This window comes from Ottowia sp. VDI28, from assembly GCF_049532675.1.
Classification (GTDB): Bacteria; Pseudomonadota; Gammaproteobacteria; order Burkholderiales; family Burkholderiaceae_C; genus Ottowia.
Genome location: NZ_CP149820.1, coordinates 5,925,674 through 5,948,735 on the forward strand (window position 1 = coordinate 5,925,674; position 23,062 = coordinate 5,948,735).

At 63.6% G+C, this 23,062-nt stretch carries 21 protein-coding genes and 1 pseudogene; 12 read left to right on the forward strand and 10 right to left on the reverse strand.

Going from position 1 to position 23,062, the window contains the following annotated elements; all coding sequences use genetic code 11:
- Nucleotides 1–18 precede the first annotated feature (18 nt).
- Nucleotides 19–1,530: a tripartite tricarboxylate transporter permease gene (locus WJU18_RS28105; RefSeq protein ID WP_423457421.1), complete on the forward strand. Its 1,512-nt coding sequence runs from the start codon at nucleotides 19–21 to the stop codon at nucleotides 1,528–1,530.
- A 64-nt stretch (nucleotides 1,531–1,594) separates the two neighbouring features.
- On the opposite strand, the gene WJU18_RS28110 is transcribed toward WJU18_RS28105, so the two are convergent.
- Together WJU18_RS28110 and WJU18_RS28115 are read right to left on the reverse strand one after the other, a co-directional pair.
- Nucleotides 1,595–1,795, reverse strand: a complete 201-nt coding sequence (locus WJU18_RS28110) for a DUF2783 domain-containing protein (RefSeq protein WP_423457422.1) — start codon at nucleotides 1,793–1,795, stop codon at nucleotides 1,595–1,597.
- 10 nt (nucleotides 1,796–1,805) lie between these two features.
- Nucleotides 1,806–3,505, reverse strand: a pseudogene (locus WJU18_RS28115) (FAD-dependent monooxygenase).
- Nucleotides 3,506–3,595: 90 nt separating this feature from the next.
- On the opposite strand from WJU18_RS28115, the gene WJU18_RS28120 reads away from it, so the two are divergent.
- The 9 genes from WJU18_RS28120 (at nucleotide 3,596) to WJU18_RS28160 (ending at nucleotide 12,784) form a co-directional block, all read left to right on the forward strand.
- Nucleotides 3,596–4,387: an IclR family transcriptional regulator gene (locus WJU18_RS28120; protein ID WP_423457423.1), complete on the forward strand. Its 792-nt coding sequence runs from the start codon at nucleotides 3,596–3,598 to the stop codon at nucleotides 4,385–4,387.
- 421 nt (nucleotides 4,388–4,808) lie between these two features.
- Nucleotides 4,809–6,068 carry a glycine betaine/L-proline ABC transporter ATP-binding protein ProV gene (proV, locus tag WJU18_RS28125; protein ID WP_423457424.1) on the forward strand — a complete coding sequence of 420 codons (1,260 nt, stop codon included), beginning with the start codon at nucleotides 4,809–4,811 and terminating at the stop codon, nucleotides 6,066–6,068.
- A gap of 14 nt (nucleotides 6,069–6,082) precedes the next feature.
- Nucleotides 6,083–7,360: a glycine betaine/L-proline ABC transporter permease ProW gene (proW, locus tag WJU18_RS28130; protein WP_423457426.1), complete on the forward strand. Its 1,278-nt coding sequence runs from the start codon at nucleotides 6,083–6,085 to the stop codon at nucleotides 7,358–7,360.
- A 25-nt stretch (nucleotides 7,361–7,385) separates the two neighbouring features.
- On the forward strand, nucleotides 7,386–8,408 hold the full coding sequence (gene proX / locus WJU18_RS28135) for a glycine betaine/L-proline ABC transporter substrate-binding protein ProX (RefSeq protein WP_423457427.1): 1,023 nt from the start codon (nucleotides 7,386–7,388) through the stop codon (nucleotides 8,406–8,408).
- 271 nt (nucleotides 8,409–8,679) lie between these two features.
- A complete protein-coding gene (locus WJU18_RS28140) occupies nucleotides 8,680–9,096 on the forward strand; it encodes a glycerate kinase (RefSeq protein WP_423457428.1) in 417 nt (138 codons plus the stop codon).
- A gap of 82 nt (nucleotides 9,097–9,178) precedes the next feature.
- Complete coding sequence (locus WJU18_RS28145; RefSeq protein WP_423457429.1) at nucleotides 9,179–10,117, forward strand: branched-chain amino acid transaminase; 939 nt, start codon at nucleotides 9,179–9,181, stop codon at nucleotides 10,115–10,117.
- A 12-nt stretch (nucleotides 10,118–10,129) separates the two neighbouring features.
- Nucleotides 10,130–10,336, forward strand: coding sequence for a zinc-finger domain-containing protein (locus WJU18_RS28150; RefSeq protein WP_423457431.1), 207 nt, complete (start codon nucleotides 10,130–10,132; stop codon nucleotides 10,334–10,336).
- A 49-nt stretch (nucleotides 10,337–10,385) separates the two neighbouring features.
- Complete coding sequence (locus tag WJU18_RS28155; protein ID WP_423457432.1) at nucleotides 10,386–11,675, forward strand: O-antigen ligase family protein; 1,290 nt, start codon at nucleotides 10,386–10,388, stop codon at nucleotides 11,673–11,675.
- Nucleotides 11,672–12,784 carry a glycosyltransferase gene (locus tag WJU18_RS28160; protein ID WP_423457433.1) on the forward strand — a complete coding sequence of 371 codons (1,113 nt, stop codon included), beginning with the start codon at nucleotides 11,672–11,674 and terminating at the stop codon, nucleotides 12,782–12,784. The genes WJU18_RS28155 and WJU18_RS28160 overlap by 4 nt, the downstream gene beginning before the upstream one ends.
- A gap of 92 nt (nucleotides 12,785–12,876) precedes the next feature.
- Here the strand turns inward: WJU18_RS28160 and WJU18_RS28165 are convergent, their stop codons facing one another.
- The gene (locus tag WJU18_RS28165) at nucleotides 12,877–13,806 is read right to left on the reverse strand and encodes a LysR family transcriptional regulator (RefSeq protein ID WP_423457434.1); all 930 of its coding nucleotides are present in this window, start codon (nucleotides 13,804–13,806) and stop codon (nucleotides 12,877–12,879) included.
- Nucleotides 13,807–13,962: 156 nt separating this feature from the next.
- Here WJU18_RS28165 and WJU18_RS28170 point away from each other — a divergent pair, with 156 nt between their 5' ends.
- On the forward strand, nucleotides 13,963–15,042 hold the full coding sequence (locus WJU18_RS28170; protein ID WP_423457436.1) for a YeiH family protein: 1,080 nt from the start codon (nucleotides 13,963–13,965) through the stop codon (nucleotides 15,040–15,042).
- 3 nt (nucleotides 15,043–15,045) lie between these two features.
- On the opposite strand, the gene WJU18_RS28175 is transcribed toward WJU18_RS28170, so the two are convergent.
- The 4 genes from WJU18_RS28175 to WJU18_RS28190 form a co-directional block, all read right to left on the reverse strand.
- Nucleotides 15,046–16,293, reverse strand: a complete 1,248-nt coding sequence (locus WJU18_RS28175; RefSeq protein ID WP_423457438.1) for a sensor histidine kinase — start codon at nucleotides 16,291–16,293, stop codon at nucleotides 15,046–15,048.
- Nucleotides 16,294–16,311: 18 nt separating this feature from the next.
- The gene (locus tag WJU18_RS28180; RefSeq protein WP_423457440.1) at nucleotides 16,312–17,019 is read right to left on the reverse strand and encodes a response regulator; all 708 of its coding nucleotides are present in this window, start codon (nucleotides 17,017–17,019) and stop codon (nucleotides 16,312–16,314) included.
- Between the two features lie 133 nt (nucleotides 17,020–17,152).
- Nucleotides 17,153–18,481 (reverse strand): AmpG family muropeptide MFS transporter, encoded by a 1,329-nt coding sequence (locus tag WJU18_RS28185; protein WP_423457442.1) that lies wholly within the window; start codon nucleotides 18,479–18,481, stop codon nucleotides 17,153–17,155.
- A 35-nt stretch (nucleotides 18,482–18,516) separates the two neighbouring features.
- Nucleotides 18,517–18,996 (reverse strand): winged helix-turn-helix transcriptional regulator, encoded by a 480-nt coding sequence (locus tag WJU18_RS28190; RefSeq protein WP_423457444.1) that lies wholly within the window; start codon nucleotides 18,994–18,996, stop codon nucleotides 18,517–18,519.
- 139 nt (nucleotides 18,997–19,135) lie between these two features.
- Here WJU18_RS28190 and WJU18_RS28195 point away from each other — a divergent pair, with 139 nt between their 5' ends.
- A complete protein-coding gene (locus tag WJU18_RS28195; RefSeq protein WP_423457446.1) occupies nucleotides 19,136–20,458 on the forward strand; it encodes a D-amino acid dehydrogenase in 1,323 nt (440 codons plus the stop codon).
- 103 nt (nucleotides 20,459–20,561) lie between these two features.
- Here WJU18_RS28195 and WJU18_RS28200 read toward each other — a convergent pair whose 3' ends face one another.
- The 3 genes from WJU18_RS28200 to phnD form a co-directional block, all read right to left on the reverse strand.
- Nucleotides 20,562–21,200: an MBL fold metallo-hydrolase gene (locus tag WJU18_RS28200; protein WP_423457448.1), complete on the reverse strand. Its 639-nt coding sequence runs from the start codon at nucleotides 21,198–21,200 to the stop codon at nucleotides 20,562–20,564.
- Nucleotides 21,201–21,257: 57 nt separating this feature from the next.
- A complete protein-coding gene (gene phnE, locus WJU18_RS28205) occupies nucleotides 21,258–22,016 on the reverse strand; it encodes a phosphonate ABC transporter, permease protein PhnE (RefSeq protein WP_423457450.1) in 759 nt (252 codons plus the stop codon).
- A gap of 73 nt (nucleotides 22,017–22,089) precedes the next feature.
- Nucleotides 22,090–23,034: a phosphonate ABC transporter substrate-binding protein gene (gene phnD, locus WJU18_RS28210; RefSeq protein WP_423457452.1), complete on the reverse strand. Its 945-nt coding sequence runs from the start codon at nucleotides 23,032–23,034 to the stop codon at nucleotides 22,090–22,092.
- Nucleotides 23,035–23,062 lie beyond the last annotated feature (28 nt).

Genomic DNA, 23,062 nt, shown 5'->3' on the forward strand with positions numbered 1-23,062 from the left:
CACTCAATACACCCCATCATGGAACTGATCGAGCACCTCTCCCTGGGCTTCCAGGTCGCCTTCACGGCGCAAAACCTTGTCTACGCCTTCATGGGCTGCCTGCTGGGCACCCTCATCGGCGTGCTGCCGGGCCTGGGCCCCGTGGCCACCATCGCCATGCTGCTACCCACCACGTATGCGCTACCTCCCACGGCAGCGCTCATCATGCTGGCCGGCATCTACTACGGCGCGCAGTACGGCGGCTCCACCACGGCCATCCTGGTGAACCTGCCAGGCGAGTCATCATCCGTCGTGACTGTGATCGACGGCTACCAGATGGCACGCAAGGGCCGCGCCGGCCCCGCCCTCGCCTCCGCGGCCCTGGGTTCGTTCTTTGCCGGCTGCGTGGGCACGCTGGTGATCGCCGCCTTCGCGCCACCGCTGACCGAAGTCGCGTTCAAGTTCGGCCCGGCCGAATACTTCTCGCTCATGGTGCTGGGCCTGATCGGCGCGGTGGTCATGGCATCGGGCTCGCTGCTCAAGGCCATCACCATGATCCTGGTGGGCCTGGCATTCGGCCTGGTCGGCACGGACGTGAACTCCGGCGTAGCCCGCTACAGCTTCGACATCCCAGAACTGACTGACGGCATCAGCTTCGTGGCCATCGCCATGGGCATCTTCGGCTACGGTGAAATCATCGCCAACCTCTCCGTGCCCACCGAAAAGCGTGAAGTCTTCACCGACAAGGTACGCGGCCTCTGGCCCACCAAGGAGGACTTCCGGCACATGTTCCCCGCCGTGCTGCGCGGCACGGCCATCGGCTCGGCGCTGGGCATTCTGCCGGGCGGCGGCGCGCTGCTGTCGGCCTTCGCGGCCTACACGATCGAGAAGAGAACCAAGCTCAAACCCGGCGAGATTCCTTTCGGCAAGGGCAACATCCGCGGTGTGGCCGGCCCTGAATCGGCCAATAACGCAGGCTCGCAAACCTCCTTCATTCCGCTGCTCACGTTGGGCATTCCGCCGAACGCCGTGATGGCCTTGATGGTTGGCGCCATGACCATCCACAACATCCAGCCCGGCCCGCAGGTGATGACCAGCAACCCCGACCTGTTCTGGGGCCTGATCGCCTCTATGTGGATCGGTAACCTGATGCTGGTGGTCCTGAACCTGCCGATGATCGGCCTGTGGATCAAGCTGCTGTCCATTCCTTACAAGTGGTTGTTCCCCGCCATCGTGCTGTTCTGCGCCGTGGGCGTCTACTCGGAGAACAACAATACCTTCGAGATCTGGATGGTGGCCATCTTCGGCATCCTGGGCTACATCTTCCACAAGCTGGCCTGCGAACCCGCGCCACTGCTGCTGGGATTGATCCTGGGCCCCATGGTGGAAGAAAACCTGCGCCGTGCCCTGCTTCTCTCGCGCGGTGACTGGAGTGTGCTGGTCACCCGTCCGCTGTCGGCCTCGCTGCTGGCCATCGCGGCGGCACTGCTGGTGGTGGTGCTGCTACCGAACATACGCAAGAAGCGCGAGGAAGCCTTCGTGGAAGACTAAGCCCCTGCCCACCGCCAAAGCCCCATGGTTCGCCGCCATGGGGCTTTTTTATCTGTGATGTCCCCTAGAGGTCGCGCAAGGCGGCCTCGATCTGTTGGCGGAACAAACCCGCATCGCCCAGCGCATTGGCGTTCAAGAGGGCCAGTTTCACCAGGAACAGTTCGGACTGCTCCTCACCGGCGCGGTCGATCGCCTCCGCCAGTGCGTCATAGGCGTCCTCCAGGCCGGCGATGGGCAAACCGCGGGTCATAGCTGTGGCAGTCATGGTGCGTCCTTCAGGCAAAGGCCAAAATATCGAGCGCCTCTTGAAGGCGGGCGGCGTCCAGCGTCAACCAGCGGGCGCATACATGTTGATCGGGACGCAGCAGATAGCAGGCGCCATCAGCCGTCACACCATAGCGGCTGCGCACATGCCCGTCCTGGTCGCTCAAATTCTGATCGGCCCCCGCCACCTGTACACCCGCGCTGCTGGAGCTGATCGCCGTGAGCCTGATGGGCACACCACGCCGGCGCGCCTTGGCCAGCACCCCCGCAGCGATTCAGGCACCTCGGGCTGATTGACGAAATACAGCAGATCAAGACCACCGCCTAGGTGATCCAGGAGAAAGCCGCCGGAACCCAGGCGGGCGTTTCGGGGAGGAGCGCCATTGCAAGGCCCGTCCGTAAACAGGAGGTTGTCGTCGGTCGGACAGTTCAGGCTTGAGCCTGTGTATTCATGAGGGCGCGAGGTTCTCCAGTGGTAGAGCGGCCGCACGAAATCCTCCGACAGGGACAACGAAAGCACGGCATTGCGAAGAAGCTGGAAGCCGCGCGTAGGCGGCGTCATGAACCGTGTGCTCTTGCCCGCTTCCTCGATGATTTCCCACGCCGCACCCAGGCGCTCGCGGCTGTAATTGGCCAGCAACGATTCGGATGCCAGGCCCCGCAGAACGAAAGCGAGGTGCCAGGCCAACGACTGCGCGTCCTGAAATGCGGTGTTGGCCCCTCTCACACCGAAAATTGGAAGCAGGTGCGCGGCATCGCCCGCGAACAGCACGCGGCGATGCACATATTCCGGCAAGGTGAGCGCGCGCGCGGAGTACACGGAACTCCAATCCAGCTCCCAAGGCACTCCGGCATGTCCGATCATCGCGAGCTGTGCGTCAATCCGCGCTTTCAGCGATTCCGGATGCAGTGCCTGCTCCGGCGTCTCTCCACGAGGCAGTTGATAGTCAACGCGCCAGATGCCATGCGGCTCCCTGTGCATGAGGACCGTGTTGCCCGGATTCCAGTCAGGATCGAAGTAGGCCAACCTCTCGGTCGGCAGCGGCAGGTCCACCCGGATATCCGCGATTACGAAATAGCCCTCATAGGAGGCCCCTTCGAGTTGCAGGCCCATCATCGACCGCAAGGATGACCGCCCCCCATCGGCGGCGACCAGCCACTTCGCCTCGAGGCCATAAGGCCCCTCCGGGGTGTCCACATCGATCAACACATGATCGCCCTTCTGGTCCACACCCATGCAACGGTTTCCCCAACGCAGATCGATCAGCGGTTGCGCCTCGCAGGCGTTGCACAGGAACTCCTCCAGATATTGCTGCTGGATATTGATCATGGGAGGAAAGCGGTCATCCGGATCGTGAGGCGCCTCCATCCGGAAAACATGCTGGCCGCGGTAGTAGCTGTTCCCGAACCGCCAGGGCAATCCGCTGGCGGACATCCTGTCCGCCACGCCAACTTGCTGAAGGATCTCCATGGAGCGGCGGGTGAACACGATAGCCCTGCTTCCTTCGGAAACCTGCAGCTCGGATGTGAGCACCACACTGGGGATGCCCAGCCTCGCGAGCTCCAGGGCAGTCACCAGGCCGCAAGGCCCCGATCCGGCGATGACGACAGGATGCCTCTCCACTGCCCCGCCCGGCTTCGGCAGCCAAGGCTTTTGAAGTTGGTAGGTGTAATAGATGGACGACCGTGGTTCTGCAAGCGGCGTATGCATGATGGAGGGTCTCGAAGTAGAAGCAATTTTTTTATTTATTGAGAAATTTGATCTTATTTCTCCATGAAAAATATGTCAATATCTCAATAAATGAGAAATTCTGTTGACCACCCTTCTGCAGGTCCGTCTGTCATCCAGCGCGTGATGTCGATCCTCAACCTGTTCAGCCGGAACCACACGGTCATCACAGTGGAAGAGATTTCCGAAGTACTGGGCATGAGCTCGGCATCCGCGTACCGCTACGCCAGCGAACTCAGCCAGGCGGGCCTTCTCGCCCGTTCCTCCGGCAAATTCCGCCTTGGCCCCAAGATCATTGAGCTGGAATACTTGATCCGGTTTTACGATCCCGTCATCAGCGCTGCCCAGGACCTGATGGAAGGGCTGGCCGAGCTGACCAGTTGCGACGTGCTTCTGTGCAACTTCTACGAGGACACGATCGTCAACGTGTCCCACATTCCCGGCAGAACGCCGGCGCGCATCACCTACTCCAAGGGCCTTCCCATGCCGCTCTTCCGCGGCTCACAGGCCCACGTCGTGCTGGCGCACCTGGATCGCCGGAAGCTGCGCCGCCTATATGACGCCGGCATGTCCGACCCAGCGCTCCGCCCTGACGTCTGCGCGATAGGCGCCGACTGGCCTCGCTTTCTCTCCGCGCTCAAGGCCATTCGTGAGCGCGGCCACTACGTCTCCCGCAGCGAGCTGGACTCCAGCGTGACCGGATTCGCGGCGCCTGTTTTCGGAGAGGCAGGAGAAATCGTCAGCAGCATAGTGGTGGCCGCGAACACCGGCCTGCCTTTACGCATGCCAGAAGAATCCATGATCACCCTGGTCGTCCAAACCGCCCAAGTGCTCTCTCAACGCCTGATCAGCCACCCAAAATAACCACTTCACTAAAGAGGTCATAAAAAAGGCCTTTTGGGCGTCCCTGGCTCCTCTCTTGCTTTCCGCAGCAAAGGCCTTCTCTTCATACCGATAAATCGATTTTTTTATCGGCTTCATACTATTCTTGATATAATCATGGTTCTCCAGACCCGACCGCGCCGCTTCTGGCGCCCAGGTCTTGCTCGTGGCGGCCTCTCCGTTCAATCTTGAGATCGGCCAGCCGCCGTGCCTGGGAACTGTGCCATCTGACAGGCACCCCCATGGCATCGGCTTCGTCGCGTCTGCGCTGAAGCACACGAGCGTTCCACAACCCACAACCAGGCCCGGCCTCCGCACTCGCCTGTCGTTGTCGGCGTCGTTGGCGTCGTTTCGGCCTGCAGCTTTAGCCGTGCCCGGTTGGATGAAACCGGAGGGAATGGCCGTGGCCAAACAAATCGTGATCGACAAACTGTTCAAAGTCTTCGGCGACGCACCGGAGCGAGCCCTCGCCTTGGCTGCGGAAGGCAAGAGCAAGCAGGAGATCGTGCAAGAAACCGGGCAATCGATCGGCGTGTTCGATGCCAGCTTCACCATCGAGGCCGGCGAAATCTTCGTGGTCATGGGCCTCTCAGGCTCAGGCAAATCGACCCTGGTGCGCATGTTCAACCGCCTGATCGAGCCCACCGCCGGCCGCATCCTGGTGGATGGCGACGACATCGCCCAATACAGCGAGTCGCAACTGCGCGACTTCCGCCGCAAGCACATCAGCATGGTGTTCCAATCGTTCGCCCTGCTGCCCCACCTGACGGTACTGCAGAACACTGCCTTCGGCCTGGAACTGGCCGGCATGCCGCGGGCCGAACGCGAGGCCGCCGCGCGCGCCGCGCTCGACCAGGTGGGCCTGGCCGTGTGGGCCAGCAGCTATCCGGATGAACTGTCCGGCGGCATGCAGCAGCGCGTGGGTCTGGCACGTGCGCTGGCGGCAGACCCTTCGATTCTGCTGATGGATGAGGCCTTCTCGGCACTCGACCCCATCATCCGCTCCGAAATGCAGGACGAACTGCTGCGCCTGCAGCAGGACAAGCGCCGCACCATCGTCTTCATCTCGCACGATCTGGACGAAGCCATGCGCATCGGCGACCGCATCGCCATCATGCGTGACGGCCAGGTCGTGCAGGTGGGCACGCCGGAGGAAATCCTACGCAAACCGGCCAATGACTACGTACGGCAGTTCGTGCGCGGCGTAGACGCGGCAGCCGTCTTCAAGGCAGGCGACATCGCCCGCAAGACGCAGGTGGAAGTATCCGAAAGCCCCACGCGCGGCTGCCGCCCGGCCCTGAAGCGCCTGCAAACCCAGGATCGCGAGTGGGCCTACGTGGTGGACACCCGCCACCGCTACCTGGGCGCCGTATCGGCCGACTCGCTGCGCGATGCGCTGCAGGGACACGAAGGCCCTCTGGGCCTGAAAAACGCCTTCGTGGAAGCCGTGCAACCGATTGCGTCCGACACGCCCATCACCGAACTCTACGGCCACATGATCAGCCAGCCCGCACCGCTGCCCGTGGTAGGGGCCGACGGGCAGTTCGTCGGCACCATCAGCAAGAACCGGCTGCTCACCTTCCTCGACCCGAACACCGACCCTGATGGCAACCCGCTGCCAGCGTCCGCCGCCGAAGCCGCGCCCGTCCAGGTAGCCGCCTGAAAAAAGGAGACACCATGAATACATCCGACAAGACCAACTTCGTTGACCCTTATCAGGCAGCCCCCGCCGATGCCCAGCCTGATTGGCTGGGCGGACCCGATGCCGTAGCCCAGGCCCCCACCCCCTCCGACATGAGCGCTGAACCCAGCGCCTTCCAGGACCCCTACCAGGCCGTGCCCGCAGATGCCCAGCCCGAATGGCTGGGCGGCCCGCAGGCCGTCACGCATGACCTGACGGCGCAGGGCGCACAAAGCCTCCAAGGCGCGAGCGACAGCCTGGCAGCAGCCGGCCATGCGGCCGCGCCATCCGCCAATCATGTCAGCGATGCCACACAGTCCGTGACCAGTTGGTTCGACGGCTCCCTGCCCGTGCAGGACTGGATCAACCAAGGCCTGAACTGGTTCGTCGGCCATTTCCGCCCGGCTTTCCAGGCGCTGCGTCAACCTGTCGATGCGCTCCTGGGCGGTGTCGAGGCCGCGCTGCAATACCCGCCCACGCTGGTGATGATCGGCATTCTCTCGCTGCTGGCCTGGCAACTGGCGGGCGCGCGCATGGCCATCGCCACGCTGGTTTCACTGATGGTCATCGGCCTGCTGGGCATCTGGCCCGAAGCCATGGTCACGCTCTCGCTGGTGCTGACATCCCTCTTCTTCTGCGTGCTGATCGGCTTGCCGCTGGGCATCTGGCTGGCGCGCTCCGAACGCGCCAACCGCATGATCCGGCCTCTGCTGGATGCCATGCAGACCACACCCGCCTTCGTATACCTGGTGCCGGTGGTGATGCTCTTCGGCATTGGCAATGTGCCGGGCGTGATCGTGACCATCATCTTCGCGCTGCCGCCGCTGGTGCGCCTCACAAACCTGGGCATCCGCCAGGTGCGGCCCGACCTGGTCGAAGCCACTCAATCCTATGGTGCCTCGCCTTGGCAATTGCTGACCCGGGTGCAGTTGCCGCTGGCCATGCCCTCGATCATGGCGGGCATCAACCAGTCGCTCATGCTGAGCCTGTCAATGGTGGTTATTGCCTCGATGATCGCCGTAGGCGGCCTGGGCTTGATGGTACTGCGCGGTATCGGCCGCCTCGACATGGGCCTGGCTGCGGTCGGCGGCCTCGGCATCGTGATCCTGGCCATCGTGCTCGACCGCCTGACCCAGGCGCTGAGCCAGCCGCAGCGCCACGGCCAGCCCTGGCACCAGCGCGGGCCGGTCGGCCTGGTGCTCCGCCTGCTGAGCCGCGGCCGCGCAACCACCCCGTCAGGCACTGCCGCAGCCGGTATCCCGCGCGCGGCCTAAGCACCAATCTACTAGGAACCCTTTCATGACCAACCTATTCAACTCTCTGCGCCGCGCCAGCCTGGCCTTGGCGTCCGCCGGCCTGCTGGCCGTTTCCCCCGCCCATGCAGCCGATCCCGAGCTGCCGGGCAAGGGCGTGACCGTGATCCCGCTCAAAAGCTCGATCGCCGAGGAAACCTTCCAGACCCTGCTGGTCATGAAAGCGCTCGAAAAGCTCGGCTACAAGGTGGAACCCATCCGTGAAGTCGAATACCCCACGGCCCACCTGGCAATCGCCAACGGCGATGCCACCTTCATGGCCGACCACTGGGATCCGATGCACAACGATTTCTACAAGAACTCCGGCGGCGACGCCAAGCTCTGGCGCGAAAGCACCTATGTCGCCAACAACCTCCAGGGCTACCTGATCGACAAGAAAACGGCCGACCAGTACAACATCACCAACATGTCCCAGCTGGCTGATCCGAAAATCGCCAAGCTGTTCGACACCGATGGCGATGGCCGCGCCAACCTCACCGGGTGCCCGCCCGGGTGGGCCTGCGAAACCATGATCGAAACCCAGCTCACAGCGTACAAGCTGCGGGATCATGTGCAACACCAGCAAGGCAGCTACTCGGCCTTGATGGCCGACGTCATTGCCCGCTACAAGAGCGGCCAGCCTATCCTCTACTACACCTGGACCCCTTACTGGGTCAGCAACGTCCTGGTGCCTGGCAAGGACGTCGTATGGCTGCAAGTGCCGTTCTCTGCCGCGCCCGGCGAGCAGGCCGGCCAGGACACCACCCTGCCCAACGGGCTCAACTATGGCGCCGTCATCAACACCCAGCGCATCCTGGCCAACCGCAAATTCATCAACGAAAATCCGGCCGCGGCCAAGCTCTTCTCTCTGATGAAATTGCCCATCACTGACGTGACGGCTGAAAACAATGCCATGAACAACGGCGAGAAATCCGCCGCCGACATCGAGCGCCACGCAGACGGCTGGATCAAAGCGCACCAGACGGAGTTCGATGACTGGCTGAAACAAGCCAGAGAGGCTAGTAAATAGCCCCCCTGAGCCGCTGACGCGTCTCCCCCGAACAAGGCCCCCACGCTCCCTCGCTTCGCGTAGTCCGCTGCCCCCCGAGGGGGCCGCTTTTTCATCTTGGGAGCGGCCCGGCGATGAAAAGGGGACGCCTCCGGCGGCCGGGCCAAGCCCGCTCCGCGGAGGCACGGGCATGGCTTGCTCCGCAGCCATTTGAGTACCTGTACTCCTGCGGGTGCCATGATTGACACTCGGAGAGGCCGTTTGCTACGAAAACCGGGCGACAATCACATCCATGACTTGGCAACGTATTCTTACTCTCGTGGCCGCCATCGCCCTGGGCGCGGCGGCTTGGCGCGCTGGCGGATGGTCGGGCATCGCTTTTCTGGTCAGCGGCGTGGTGCTGTGGTTCCTGCTGAACTACACACGCATGATCACCGTCATGAAGCGGGCTTCCGACCGGCCGATCGGCTACGTCGGCAGCGCGGTCATGCTGAACACCAAGCTGCGCCCCAAACTGCCCTTGCTTCACGTGATCGCCCTCACCCGCTCGCTCGGGCAACGGAAGTCCCCGGAGGGCGAAGATCCTGAAATCTACGTGTGGCGCGATCCGGGCGATGCCCAGGTCACCTGCGAATTCGTGGGTGGCCGCCTCGTGCGCTGGCATTTCGAGCGCCCCTCCGAAGCCGTCGCCGAGACAGGTCAGGCATAGCACCTCCCGGCCTGCCATAAAATCGGCGCAGCACCACAGCGGCTCACGCCGCCCCCTATTTCATACAAGCTGAGGAATTCCCATGAGCGCCCCCGACCTCACGATGGCCGACCGCGACGGCAAAATCTGGATGGACGGCCAGTTGGTTGACTGGCGCGATGCCAAGATCCATGTGCTGACCCACACGCTGCACTACGGCTGCGGCGCGTTCGAGGGCGTGCGCGCCTACAACACCGTGAACGGCACGGCCATCTTCCGACTGGAAGAGCACACCGACCGCCTGTTCAACAGTGCCAAGATCCTGCGCATGAAGCTGCCCTTCACCAAGGAGCAGGTCAACGAAGCGCAAAAAGCCGTTGTGCGTGAAAACAAGTTGGACAGCTGCTACATCCGCCCGCTGGTGTGGCTCGGCTCCGAGAAGCTGGGTGTCAGCCCCCGCGGCAACACCGTCCACCTGATGGTCGCCGCCTGGTCCTGGGGCGCCTATCTGGGCGAAGAAGGCATGAAGCGCGGCATCCGCGTCAAGACCAGCAGCTACACCCGCCACCACGTCAACATCACCATGACGCAGGCCAAGGCAGTCAGCAACTACAGCAACTCGATCCTGGCCAACATGGAAGCCCTGGACGACGGCTACGACGAAGCCCTGCTGCTTGATTCCGCCGGTTTCGTGAGCGAAGGCGCGGGCGAGAACGTGTTCGTGGTCAAAGACGGCGTGGTCTACACCCCCGATCTCTCTGCCGGCGCGCTCAACGGCATCACGCGCAACACGGTGCTGCATATCTGCGAGGACTTGGGGCTGAAGCTGGTGCAAAAACGCATCACCCGCGACGAAATCTACATCGCCGACGAGTGCTTCTTCAGTGGCACCGCCGCTGAAATCACCCCCATCCGCGAACTCGACCGCGTGGAAATCGGCATCGGCTCGCGCGGGCCCATCACCGAAAAAATCCAGAACGCCTTCTTCGACATCGTGAACGGCCGCAACGCGAAATACGCCAAGTGGCTCAGCAAGGTCTGAGAAAGCCAGGGTATGAGCCAAGCCGTCATTGAACTCAACGCCAAAGACGTCACCCCCGAGGGAGGCGTTTTCTGTCCCAACCCCAAGGCCGACATGAAGGTTTGGGACACGCATCCACGCGTCTACCTGGATATCGCCCACACCGGCGAGGCCAAGTGCCCTTATTGCGGCACCGTCTACCGGCTGAAGGATCCGTCCGCCCTCCACGCGGCGCATTGAGCCCGGCCTCTCCCGGAAGCCGCCCAGACTCTCTTCCGCCTCTGCCCATTTGACCGCGCGAACCAAACCCCTGGAGCCGCTGGCCCTTGACGCCGCGGTCTTTCTCCTGCTCGCGCTCTCCCTCACCGTCCCCTCGGGCTATTCCTGGGGCGCGGTGCTGCTGCTGCTGCTCGGCCTGGCGCGCTGGCCGGCGGTCCTGATGGGGCGTATCACCTGGCCAAGCGACATGCGGGCTTGGGCGATCGTGATCGTCCTCATGGGCTTCGTATGGTGCCTGCACATCGTCGTGGATGGCAAACTCATCACCAACTCTCTCGGGCTGGACCGCAGCCTGAAGTATCTGCTGGTGTTCCTCTCCGTGCCTGCTTTGCTCGGCAGGCGCCCGTCCGAGGCTGCCGTGAACTGGGGCTGTTGGATCGGCGCCATCGGCGCCGGTATCACAGCCCTGTGGCAGGTCTTCGTCCTGGGCTGGGACCGTGCCGCCGGCTACACCAATGCCATTCAGTTCGGCAACCTCGCGCTCCTGCTGGCCGCCTGGAGCGGCGTGCGCGCGATGCGGGCCCCTGACGTCCGGCAAAAAGCGATCGGCTGGCTGGCCTTGCTGCTGGGCACCGTCGCCAGCGTGGCCTCCGGCAGCCGGGGCGGATGGGTCACACTGCCTGCGCTGCTGCTGCTGGGCTTCTGGTTCAGCGCACCGCCGGTCACGCCTGCTCAATCACTGCCTCGCGCCCTGCGGGCCGTGGCCCTCACGCTGGCTGCCTGCCTGGTGCTGCTGGCCTTGCCGCCCGTACAGCAGCGCGTAACGATCGCCATCGACGAATGGAGTGCTGCGGAACAGCGCCCGGAAAACACGTCGGTGGGGTTGCGCCGCGCCTTCTGGGAGCAAGCCCTGGCCATCGGCCAAGCACACCCCTGGATAGGAGTGGGCCAGACCGGCTACGAAGAACTGCAGCGCGAAGCCGTGGCCCGGCGCGACATGCCTGAAGCGGCGCTGGAGTTCAACCACGCCCACAACGAATGGCTCGACATGTTCGCCAAGCGCGGGCTGCTGGGCGTAGCCGGGCTGGCCTTGTTCTTCGCCGTGCCCGGTGTGCTTTTCGCGCGCCGCCTGCGCCGCGACCCTGGCGAACCCTCGGATGCCGTACAAATCCCCGATGCCGAAGCCAGCGCACGCCGCACCGCCGCGCTCTGCGGCCTGATGACCGTGCTGGGCTTCGCCGGCTTCGGCCTGACGCAAGTCATGTTCGCCCACAACAACGGCAACATGATGTACTTGCTCACCGTCACGCTTTGGCTCGCCTGCCTCCAGTCCTCTCCGGCACAACCAGTTAAATCATGACCTCTGCCGTCTCCACCGCCACGGACAACCAGCGCCCGTTGCGGGTGCTGCATTTCGTCTCGGGCGGCTTCTCTGGGGCCACGCAAGTCGCCATCGATCTCTGCGGCGAGCAGCCGGGGCAGGAAACCTTGCTGGTGCTGCGCCGCCGTGCCTCCGTCGATCCCGCGCCGCGCGTACAGCAATTGCGCGGGCTGGGGTTGCGGGTGGAGGTGGTGCCCCGCTGGTCTCATACCGCCACCATCTGGGCGCTCAAGCGCATCTGCCGCGAATGGCAGCCCGACGTGCTCGTGGCCCACGGTTTCAGCGAACACCTCTGGGGCCGCTACGCGGGGCTGGCAGCAGGCGTGCCACGATTGATCCAGGTCGAGCACAACGTGCGCGAGCGCTACGGGTTCTGGCGCCTGCGGAAATCGCTGTGGCTGGCCCAGCGGACGGAGCGCATCATCGGCGTATCCCGGGCAGTGCGCGACGCGCTGGTACGCCTGGGCCATCCGGCCGAACGCTGCACCGTGGTGCTGAACGGCATCGAGCTGTCACGCTGGACACAAGGCCGCCCCTGGCAAGAACGCGAGGACGCCATCGTGATGCCCGCGCGCTTTGCCGGGCAGAAAGACCATTTCACGCTGATCCGCGCCACGGCCTTGCTGGCCGAACAAGGGCTGCGGCCCACGGTGTACCTGGCGGGCGAAGGCAAATCCAGCTGGCGCCAGCGGGCTGAGACCCTGGCACGCCAACTGGGCGTGGAACAGCAGGTGCGCTTCATGGGCCACGTGAGCAACCTGCCCGAACTGCTTGGCCGCGTGAAGCTGTGCGTACTCTCCACCCACTATGAAGGCCTGGGCCTGGGCCTGATCGAGGGCATGGCCTCCGGCTGCTGCGGCATCGGCACCGACGTCGAAGGCGTGCAGGAAGTCCTCACCCACGGCGAAACCGGGTTCCTGGTGCCTCACGAAGACGCCAAGGCACTGGCCGACACCATGGCACGCCTGCTGAAAGACCCCGCCACCGCCTCACGCGTGGCAGAGGCCGGCCAGAAGCACGTGCACGCCACCTTCGACCGCCGCCGCATGCGCCAGCAGTATCTGGATATTTTTCTCCAACGCCCCTGAAAAGCCCCTGACTTCGTAGGTTGGGTTAAGCGCAGCGAAACCCAACAGAGGGCATGTCTCGCATAACAGCCCCTTGTTGGGCTTCGCTGCGCTCAACCCAACCTACACGCGCCCCCCTCGTCGGCCGCCACTTCCTGGCAGGCGCGCACAAAAGCCTGAAGCGCCGGCGAGCGCCACTTGCCCGCCCGCTGCACGATCGAAAAATGCCGCCACATCCGTGGCAAGGTCGTCGGCACAATGACCAGGGAGCCGCTTTTCACCAGCGCCTCTACCAGCACATATGAGAGGCAGCTGATGCCCAAGCCCTGCGCCACGCACCGCGCAATGGCTTCGGAACTCGCCATGGTGGAGCTCACGGACCATTGCTTCAGATGAGGCAGCAGGGCATGTTCCACCACCTCACGCGTGCCTGAGCCGGGTTCTCGCAGAAGCCACGGCGCCTTGCGCAGCGTGCCCACGCCCACAGGCTTGTCCCGGGCCTGCACCGCCACCGGATGATCCGGCGCCGCCACGATCACCAACTCATCGCGCAACCAGGGCTCCACGTCCAGGCCCAGCCAATGGCCGGCGCCTTCTATCAAACCCATATCGGCTTCGAGCGTCTGCACCGCCTGAGCCACTTCCCTCGTATTGGCTACCTGCAGATCCACTTGCACGTGAGGATGGCTGCACGCCAGAACCGCCAGCACCTGCGGCAGCGCATACGTCCCGATGGTGGTGCTCGCGGCCACGCGCAGGCGCACGGGCACGTTGGCCGCGTGCCCGCTGAAGGCCTGCTCCAGGTTACGCGCCTGCTCCAGCAGGGAAAGTGCCTGGGGCAGCATCACGCGGCCGACGTCATTCAAGGCCAGGCGTTTGCCGCCCCTCTCGAACAAGGCCACACCTAAGCCCAGTTCCAACTGCTGCAAGGCCGCACTGGTCGCCGATTGCGACAGCGCCACCACCTCAGCGGCGGCCACGGTGGAGCCGCTTTGCGCCACTGCGCAAAACACCTCCAGTTGACGCAAGGTCAGATGCAGCAAAGTCCATGTCCCCCAGGATCAATTTCATATGCTACCTGGTATTTAGGTTATTACTAGAAGAAATATTCGTTTTTCAAATAAGCCCTGAATTCCTAAAGTGCGCATCAACACGAGAGAAAGCGTCGCCATCCGGCCTTTGTATCTCTCGCAGAGATCATGAGCACTTCCACACATTCACTCGACAAACCCGGCATCTTGGCGCCTCTGCACAGCGCCTGGGGCTGGCTCCGGGCCCTCGCGCCCGGCCTCCTTCTGGCGGGCGCCATCGCCGCCATCGCGATCTGGGCCGCACAATTCCCCATCGTCACCAACAACGGCCTGAGCGCCCTCACGCTGGCCATCGTCCTGGGTTTGATCGCGGGCAACACGTTCTACGCCAAGCTGGCCTCCCCCTGCCACAGTGGTGTGAACTTCGCCAAGGCCCGGCTGCTGCGCGCCGGCATCATCCTCTACGGCTTGCGCCTCACGTTCCAGGACATCAGCCAGGTCGGCATGGAAGGCGTATTCGTCGACGCGCTCGTGCTGGGCAGCACCTTCCTGCTGGCCCAATGGCTGGGCAACAGAGTGCTGGGCATGGACCGACGTACCGTGGCGTTGATCGGTGCCGGCAGCTCGATCTGTGGTGCTGCCGCGGTCCTGGCCACCGAACCCGTGGTCAAAGGCCGCGCGGAAGATGTCTCGGTGGCCGTGGCCACGGTGGTGGTCTTCGGCACCATCGGCACCTTTCTCTACCCGGCCCTCTTCCACCTGAACGCCGCCCATGGCTGGCTGGCCTTGAACGAGGCCCAATTCGGCCTGTATGTAGGCTCGACCGTGCATGAAGTGGCCCAAGTCGTGGCCGCGGGTGAAGCCATCGGGCCCCACGCCGCCGATGTCGCCGTGATCGCCAAGATGGTGCGCGTCATGATGCTTGCCCCCTTCTTGCTGCTGCTCTCCATGTGGATGGCCAAAGGCTCCGGCCCGGCAGGCAACGGCAAGAGCCGTATCACCATCCCTTGGTTCGCCGTCGGCTTCATCGTGATGGCAGGCATCAACTCCCTGGGCATCCTGCCCGCCGTGGTGATCGAGAAAGGCATCATCCTCGACAACATCTTGCTGACCCTTGCCATGGCCGCTCTGGGGCTGACCACGCACATCGGCGCCGTGCGCGCAGCTGGCACCAAGCCGCTGATCCTGGCAGCCCTGCTGTTTGCCTGGCTGTTGGGCGCCGGCCTGCTGTTCAACCTTTGGATCTAAGCGTCAATGGCCGCTTCCAGCCTTCACGGGCAGCCGTAATTCGAAGCATGCGCCCCCGCCGGGCCGGTTGTCGCAGGACACCATGCCCCCATGGCGCAGGGCGATGGAGCGCACCAGCGCCAGCCCCAGGCCGACGCCTCCGTCTCGCTCGCTCGCACCCGGCAGGCGATAGAAGGGCTCGAAAATCCGCTCGCGCTGCCCGGGCGGCACGCCGGGCCCCCTGTCATTCACGCGCAGAACCGCTTGCCCGTCTTCCACGCGCAGCTCCGCACTGACCTCTCCAGAGCTGCCGCAACGGCCGCCATGCCGGCAGGCGTTTTCCAGCAGGTTGCGCACAGCACGGCGCAGCAGCTTGGAAATGCCGGGCACCATGATCTCGGGGGTATCGGGCGCCAGTTCCATCTCCGCATTCACGCGCGCGCACTCTTCGGCCACCAGGCCGATCAGATCGATGCTCTCCACCGTTCCCAGATCAGCCTGCTTCGAATCCAGCCGGCTGGCCAGCAGAATCTCATCCACCAGTTGATCCAGCTCGGCGATGTTGCGTGAGATCTCGCCCCGTGCCGAGAGAGGCGTCTGCGGCCCCATCAGTTCGATCGCCATGCGGATGCGCGCCAGCGGGGAACGCAATTCATGCGAGGCATTGGCCAGCAACGATTTCTGCGACTGCAGCAGCGCAGCCTGCGAATCCATCAACCCTTCGATGCGCGCGGCTGCGGCATTGAAGTGGCGCGACAGATCCGCCACCTCATCCTGCCCGGTTTCCGGCAGGCGGACGGACAGATTGCCTTCACCCCAGTGCTGCACACCGCGCTGCAAGGCCTCCAGCCGCTGCGTCAACCGCCGCGCCACCGGGAAAATCCCCAACATCACGCCCAGGCCAGCCAAGCCGAGCACCCATAAGAAGCCGTAAGGCGGGCGCAGCCATGCGAGCGGCGGTTCGCGCTTTCCTCCGCGGTTGCGTGGCGCCATCTGCAGATACAGCAGTTGCCCGTTGTCGAGCGCCACCGCGAACTCCCAGCCCTGGCCTGGCATGCGGCGCGGCCTTGCTTCAGCATTGCCGATGAGATCACCTGCCGCGTTGCGCACTTGCACTTCGCGCGGCGCCGACATCTGGCGGTCGCGGTCTCTCTCCTGCTCGGCCACCTGCCAGGCCCAGCCGACCAGCAGGCTCAGCACGGCCACACTGCCGGCGACAGCCAGCCAGATGCGCAGGTAGAGTTTGCGGGCGATCAGGGAAGTCCAGCTCATGGGGCCGCCTGCACAATGTCAATCCTGATTCTTCGCGAAGACATAACCCACGCCTCGCACAGTCAGAATGCGCTTCGGATTCTTCACGTCCTCTTCGATGGCGGCACGAATACGCCCCATGTGCACATCGATGGACCGGTCGAAAGCCTCCAGCTCTCGCCCGCGCACGGCCTCCATGATCTGGTCGCGCGTCAGCACACGGCCGGCGCGCTCCGCCAAGGTGACCAGCAGATCGAATTGGTAGCTGGTCAAATCGGCCGCCTGGCCGTTCACGGTCACGATGCGCGCATCGCGATCTATCTCCAGCGCGCCGAAGCGCAAGGGCTTGTGCTCTGGCGCATTGCCCGTCTGGTGGCGGCGCAGCACGGCACGGATGCGGGCCAGCAGTTCCCGGGGCTCGAAAGGCTTGGGCAGGTAGTCGTCGGCGCCCAGCTCCAGGCCCACGATCCGGTCCATCGGATCCCCCTTGGCGGTGAGCATGAGCACCGGCACGCGCGCCACGTCGCCCGGCAGCGCGCGCAGGCGGCGGCACACTTCCAGGCCGTCGATGTCAGGCAGCATCAGGTCAAGAATGACCAGATCAGGCAGTTTGTCCTGCACCGCCGCCAATCCGGATTCACCGTCGAGCACATGCGTGACCACGAAGCCGGATTGGGTCAAGTATTCGCTCACCATGCCCGCCAGGCGGGCATCGTCTTCGATCATCAGCAGGTGTTGTGTGTTCATGCGTTCCTCATACACGCGTTATACGCAGGCGCACGCAGCGCCCCTGATCACTATCCTGCCCGCCTTGAAACAGCGGCGCTTGTCGGCAACGTAAAGATAGGTAAACGGCTGTGATGAGTGGCTCCCCATGCCTTCACGCCGCGGCGCGCGGCGCCCGCTGCGTTCGCATGGCCAGCGCCACGAGCACCAGCACCGGCAAGCCCAGCAATGCCGTGCTGGTAAAGAACGTGCCATACCCGAAGGCATTGACGTAGTCACCCGAGAAGCCCGCCACAAACTTCGGCAGCATCAGCATCAGCGAGGAAAACAACGCATACTGGGTGGCCGAGTAGCTGATGTTGGTCAGGCTGGACAAATACCCCACGAAAGCTGCGGAGGCGATGCCCGAGGACAGGTTGTCCATCGAGATCACCACAATCAGCGCGGGCACGCTGTGCCCATAGCCCGCCAGCCAGGCGAACAACAGGTTGCTGCAGGCGCTCAGGATCGCCCCAAGCATCAGGATGCGCATGACACCAAAGCGCAGCGACAGGCTGCCCCCCACGAACGCCCCCACCAGCGTCATGATGACGCCGTAGATCTTGGTCACCGCCGCCACTTCATCCTTGGTGTAGCCCATATCCACGTAGAACGGGTTGGCCATGATGCCCATCACCACGTCGCTGATGCGGTACACCGCAATCAACGCCAGGATGAGGAGCGCCTGCCATTTGTAGCGCCTGAAGAAATCCGCAAACGGCTCGATGAGCGCCGAGCGTATCCACTCCTCGGCACTTCGGGCGCGTGGCAGCGGCAGCGGCACAGGTTCCGGCGAAAGCAGCACCGTCAGCATGCCCGCCACCATCGACACGGCCATCACCACATACGCCACCTGCCACGCCGCGTTGTCATAGCCTTCCGTGGCGCCCTGCGCGCGCGCGGCCAGCCAGAGCACGCCCGCGCCCGACCAGATCATCGCCAGCCGGTACCCCGTCTGGTAGGTCGCCGCCAACGCCGGTTGCTGCTCCGTAGGGGCAGACTCGATACGGTAGGCATCCAGCGCAATGTCCTGCGTGGCCGAGGCAAAAGCCACCGCCAAGGCGCACCACACCACCGCCGTGAGCGAAATGCGCGGGTCCACCAGCGCCATGCCCACCAACCCCACGGCTACCCCGCATTGCGCGAGCAGCAACCAGCTTCGCCGCCGGCCCAGCCAGCGCGTGAGGCCCGGCAACGGCACCCGGTCTACCAGCGGGGCCCAGGCCCATTTGAAGCCATAGGCCAGGCCCACCCAGCTCAAGTGTCCGATCGTGCTGCGATCGATGCCGGCCTCCCGCAACCGGAATGACAACGTCCCCAGCACCAGCAGCAAGGGCAAGCCGGCGGAAAAGCCAAGCGCCAGCATGCGCAGGCTGGCCGGCTGCAGGTACACCTTCAGGCTTTCACGCCAGGAGGGCTTGTCCGGCTTATTTTCGCTAGTCATCTGCTTATTATTCATGCTCGTATTCACACTGGAATTCATGCCGGCCCCACCGGGTCAACAGGCAATATCAGCCCTTCCTTGATTTCTTCCATCACCACATAGCTGTTGCTTTGCGCGGGCACAGGCACCTTGCGCAAAATCTGCCCCAGAAGATCCCGGTATTCGCGCATGGCGGAAAGCCGAGCCTTGACGAGGTAATCGAACGAGCCCGAGATCAAGTGGCACTCCAGCACGCGGGGCTCATGCAGCAGCTCGCGCCGCATCTGCTCGAACACTTCGGCGGATTTCGAGGACAGCGTCAGTTCCACGAACACCAGCAGCCCCCTGCCCAGCGCTTCCGGGTCCACATGCGCGTGGTATCCCCGGATCACCCCCTCGCGTTCCATGCGCCGCACCCGCTCCGTGCAAGGCGAGGTAGACAGGCCCACGCGCTCTGCCAGCTCCGTCATCGGGATGCGGCCTTCGCGCTGCAATACATCAAGGATTTTCCGGTCGATTCGGTCAAGAAAGTGCATTTCACGGCCCCGGGCGGTTCAACCAGGGAATTCTCGCGGTTCACCCCGCAAACAGCAACCCAAATCAGTGTTTTTCACTCCCCTCCTTTAAATAGACTTCCTTTTCCTCTGTTTCTCTCTCATTTCCCAGGAGATATCGATGAAGGCTCTTGTTCTTGGCGGCGGCGTGATCGGTGTCAGCACGGCCTATCATCTGGCGTGCGCCGGGGCCGAGGTCACGGTGCTGGAGCGCCAGCCGGGCGTGGCGCTGGAGACCAGTTTCGCCAACGCCGGCCAGGTCTCCCCTGGCTATTCCACGCCCTGGGCTGCGCCCGGCATTCCCCTGAAGGCCCTCAAATGGATGCTGCAGCGCCACGCGCCGCTGGCATGGCGGCCTGATGGCACCCTTTTCCAATGGCGCTGGATGGCCGCCATGCTGAGCAACTGCACTGCCGAGCGCTATGGCGTGAACAAGGAGCGCATGACGCGGCTGGCCGAATACAGCCGTGATCGGCTGCGCCAGTTGCGCCTGGAAACGGGCATCGAATACGAACAGCGCACCCTGGGCACGCTGCAGGTCTTCCGCACCGCCGCCCAACTCGAATCAGCCCGCCGCGACACCCAGGTGCTGGACACCTGCGGCGTGCCGTACCGCCTGCTGACCAATGCCGATTCACTGGCCGACATCGAACCCGCGCTCGCCCACACCTCCGGCCTGGTCGGCGGCCTGCACCTGCCGGGCGATGAAACGGGCGACTGCCAGCGCTTCACCACACAGCTCGCCGAGCAAGCCAAAAAAATGGGCGTCCGCTTCCGTTTCGACACCCGCATCGGCGGCCTTCAAACCAGCGGCAACCGCATCACCGGAGTTCGCCTGGAAAACGGCGAAGTGCTCGAAGCCGACCGCTACGTCCTGGCGCTTGGCTGCTACTCGCGCGAGTTGCTGGCACCGTTGGGCCTGGATCTGCCGGTGTATCCCGTCAAGGGCTATTCACTCACCGTGCCGCTGGTCGACGCTTCGCGCGCGCCGCGCTCCACCGTGATGGACGAAACCTACAAAGTCGCCATTACCCGATTCGACGAACGCATCCGAGTCGGCGGCATGGCCGAGCTGGCCGGATTCGACCTGCGCTTGAATCCGCGGCGGCGCGCCACCCTGGAGATGGTGTTGGGCAACCTGTTCACCGGCGGCGATATTCCCCGGGCCGAGTTCTGGACAGGCCTGCGCCCGATGACCCCTGACAGCACCCCCATCGTCGGCCCCACCCGCTACAGCAACCTGTTGCTGAACACCGGCCACGGCACCCTCGGCTGGACCATGGCCGCTGGTTCGGGCAAGCTGGTGGCGGATTTGGCGCTCGGCCGGCCAACGGATATTTCGACGGACGGCCTGACGCTCTCTCGTTACGCCCAGAGCAGATCACGTGCAGGGACCACGCCAGCGGGGCGCAGCGCCCCCGCCAGCAACCCCGTCCATAGCTAAGGGTGCTCCCCCTGGGACCGCCGAGCTCCAGCTCGGCATTCGGGGCACCTGCAAGCGCCGCTTGCCGAGCTGGAGCTCGGCGGTCCCAGAAAGCCCAGTATCTTCAGGTTCCTGCCACGAACGGATTGCTTTGCCGCTCCTGGCCGAAAGTACTCTCGGGCCCATGGCCTGGAATGAACACAGTGTCATTCCCCATCGGCCACAGGCGCTCCGTGATGCTGGAAATCAGCTCTGCATGATTGCCACCAGGAAAATCAGTGCGCCCGATGCTGCCCGCGAACAGCACATCGCCCACGAAGGCCCGTTTGGCCTCCGGTGAATGGAACACCACATGCCCCGGCGTATGACCCGGGGTATGGCGCACATTCAACACCGATTCGCCCACCTGCACGGTATCGCCATCCTCCAGCCAGCGTGCCGGCGTGAACGCCTCCGCCGGAGGAAAACCGAACATGCGCGACTGCTCCTCCAGGGCATCGATCCAGAACTGATCACCCGGGTGCGGCCCGGTAATGGGCAAGCCATGCCGCTTGGCCAGTTCGGCGGTACCGCCTGCATGATCGATATGGGTGTGCGTCAACCAGATCTGGCCGAGCTTCAAGCCCAGGCGCTGCACGGCGGCCTCGATCTTCGCGAGATCACCGCCCGGATCGATGACGGCAGCCTCCATAGTCCGATCGCACCAGACGATGGAGCAATTCTGCGCAAACGGGGTAACGGGAACAGTAAGATATTTCAGCATGGGTGCGGACTAGTCTAATTCAACCGTCCTCCACGCCATGTCACTTCTGGTCTGGGTTCAGAGCACCAGCTTTCGTATCTGCGCGGAAGCCATGTCGATCAAGCTCACCGTCAGAACAATGATCAGCATGATCGCAGCAGTCTCCGCATATTGGAAAGCGCGGATCACTTCCCACAGCACCGTGCCGATCCCTCCGGCGCCGACCATGCCGACGACGGAGGCCGAGCGCACATTGGCTTCGAACCGGTAGAGCGTGTAGGAGATCCACAGCGGCGTGACTTGCGGGATCACGCCGTACACCACCTCGTGCAGCGCGGAAGCGCCCGTGGAGCGGATCCCCTCGATCGGCTGCGGATCAGTCGCCTCCACCGCTTCCGAGAACAGCTTGGCCAAGGTGCCCGATGTATGTATCCAGAGCGCCAGCACCCCCGCGAATGGCCCCAATCCCACCGCCACCACGAACAGCATCGCGAACACCATTTCGTTGATGGCGCGGCACATGTCGAGCACGCGGCGGACGGGCTGGTACACCCACCAGGGCACCAGGTTGGACGATGCCAGCAAACCCAGCGGGATGGCGGTCAGCACCGCGAGCGCCGTGCCCCAGACCGCGATCTGCAAGGTGATCAGCGATTCCTCGACATACATCCGCCAGCCGGAGAAATTGGGCGGAAAGAACTCACTCGCGAAAGTGGCCATGTTGCCCGAATCCCGGAACAGCTCCATCGGCCGCATGTCGGCGCCGTTCCATGAAGCCGCCAGCACCAGGATGACCGCCGCCCAGCCAAAATACCAGGCCAAGCCGCGGCGCGGCACGGCACGGCCACATGAGCCAGACCTTGCAAGGCCGTGTGAGTGGTGGACGTGGTCATGCCTCAGCTCTCCGGGCTTACTTGAGAGCAGCCAGCTGCTTGTCGATCTCGGCCAGCTTGACAGTCTTGTCAGCGGCGGCAAGCGTGGTGTCGGCTTCGATCTTGTTGCGCTTGCCGAAGAGATCCAGCTGGCGGATAGGAATCAACTGGTCATTGGTGGACGCCTTGAACCCGGAAAGCTTGGAGATCTTGTAGACAATGTCCTTCTCACGCTGATCGGTCTTCGCGTAGTTGTAGAAGAAGTTCTTCAGCTTCTCCTTGGTGGCTTCAGGCAGGCCCTTGCTCATCACCATCGGATCCAGCGGAATCAGCGGCGAAGTCCATATGATGCGGATGTCCTTGAACTTCTCGGGCAGGCGTTCTTCGATCTTGGTCATCGCTTCGCTGTTGCAGGTGGCCACATCGACCTGCTTGTTCGCCACGGCCAGTGCATTGGCTTCATGGTTGGCATTGCGCACCACTTTGAAGAGCGACTTGGGATCGACCTTGTTCTGCGCGAACACATAGAACCCCGGCACCAGGAAGCCCGACGTGGAGTTGGGATCACCATTGCCGAAGCTCAGCGATTTGCCGTTCTTCAGCACGTCTTCCACGCTGCGGATCGGGCTGTCCTTGTTGACCACCAGGTGCGAGTAATAGCCCTGCGTACCGTCCGCGTTCACCATCTGGGCAAACACTTCCCCATTGGCACGGTCTACCGCCTCGACGGCCGACTTGTTGCCCAGCCAGGCCATCTGCACTTTATTGAAGCGCATGCCTTCGATGATGCCAGCGTAGTCAGAGGCGAAGAAGGCCTTGACCTTCAACCCGGTCTGCTTGGCCAGATCGTCCAGCAGCGGCTGCCAATCGGACTTCAGGTTCTGCGAGGACTCCGTGGAAATCAGGCCAAAGTTGATGTCCTGGGCCCAGGCGGTGGCCATGGACAAACCCATGGCAACGGCCAAGATGGTTTTCTTGATCATGATCGAATCTCTTTAAAAAGGGGAGGAA

Coding starts and splice junctions, on each gene's coding strand:
- WJU18_RS28105 (WP_423457421.1), top strand. CDS start 19: ATGGAACTGATCGAGCACCTCTCCCTGGGCTTCCAGGTCGCCTTCACG.
- WJU18_RS28110 (WP_423457422.1), bottom strand. CDS start 1,795: ATGACTGCCACAGCTATGACCCGCGGTTTGCCCATCGCCGGCCTGGAG.
- WJU18_RS28120 (WP_423457423.1), top strand. CDS start 3,596: ATGAGAAATTCTGTTGACCACCCTTCTGCAGGTCCGTCTGTCATCCAG.
- proW (WP_423457426.1), top strand. CDS start 6,083: ATGAATACATCCGACAAGACCAACTTCGTTGACCCTTATCAGGCAGCC.
- proX (WP_423457427.1), top strand. CDS start 7,386: ATGACCAACCTATTCAACTCTCTGCGCCGCGCCAGCCTGGCCTTGGCG.
- WJU18_RS28140 (WP_423457428.1), top strand. CDS start 8,680: ATGACTTGGCAACGTATTCTTACTCTCGTGGCCGCCATCGCCCTGGGC.
- WJU18_RS28145 (WP_423457429.1), top strand. CDS start 9,179: ATGAGCGCCCCCGACCTCACGATGGCCGACCGCGACGGCAAAATCTGG.
- WJU18_RS28150 (WP_423457431.1), top strand. CDS start 10,130: ATGAGCCAAGCCGTCATTGAACTCAACGCCAAAGACGTCACCCCCGAG.
- WJU18_RS28160 (WP_423457433.1), top strand. CDS start 11,672: ATGACCTCTGCCGTCTCCACCGCCACGGACAACCAGCGCCCGTTGCGG.
- WJU18_RS28170 (WP_423457436.1), top strand. CDS start 13,963: ATGAGCACTTCCACACATTCACTCGACAAACCCGGCATCTTGGCGCCT.
- WJU18_RS28175 (WP_423457438.1), bottom strand. CDS start 16,293: ATGAGCTGGACTTCCCTGATCGCCCGCAAACTCTACCTGCGCATCTGG.
- WJU18_RS28180 (WP_423457440.1), bottom strand. CDS start 17,019: ATGAACACACAACACCTGCTGATGATCGAAGACGATGCCCGCCTGGCG.
- WJU18_RS28185 (WP_423457442.1), bottom strand. CDS start 18,481: ATGACTAGCGAAAATAAGCCGGACAAGCCCTCCTGGCGTGAAAGCCTG.
- WJU18_RS28190 (WP_423457444.1), bottom strand. CDS start 18,996: ATGCACTTTCTTGACCGAATCGACCGGAAAATCCTTGATGTATTGCAG.
- WJU18_RS28195 (WP_423457446.1), top strand. CDS start 19,136: ATGAAGGCTCTTGTTCTTGGCGGCGGCGTGATCGGTGTCAGCACGGCC.
- WJU18_RS28200 (WP_423457448.1), bottom strand. CDS start 21,200: ATGCTGAAATATCTTACTGTTCCCGTTACCCCGTTTGCGCAGAATTGC.
- phnD (WP_423457452.1), bottom strand. CDS start 23,034: ATGATCAAGAAAACCATCTTGGCCGTTGCCATGGGTTTGTCCATGGCC.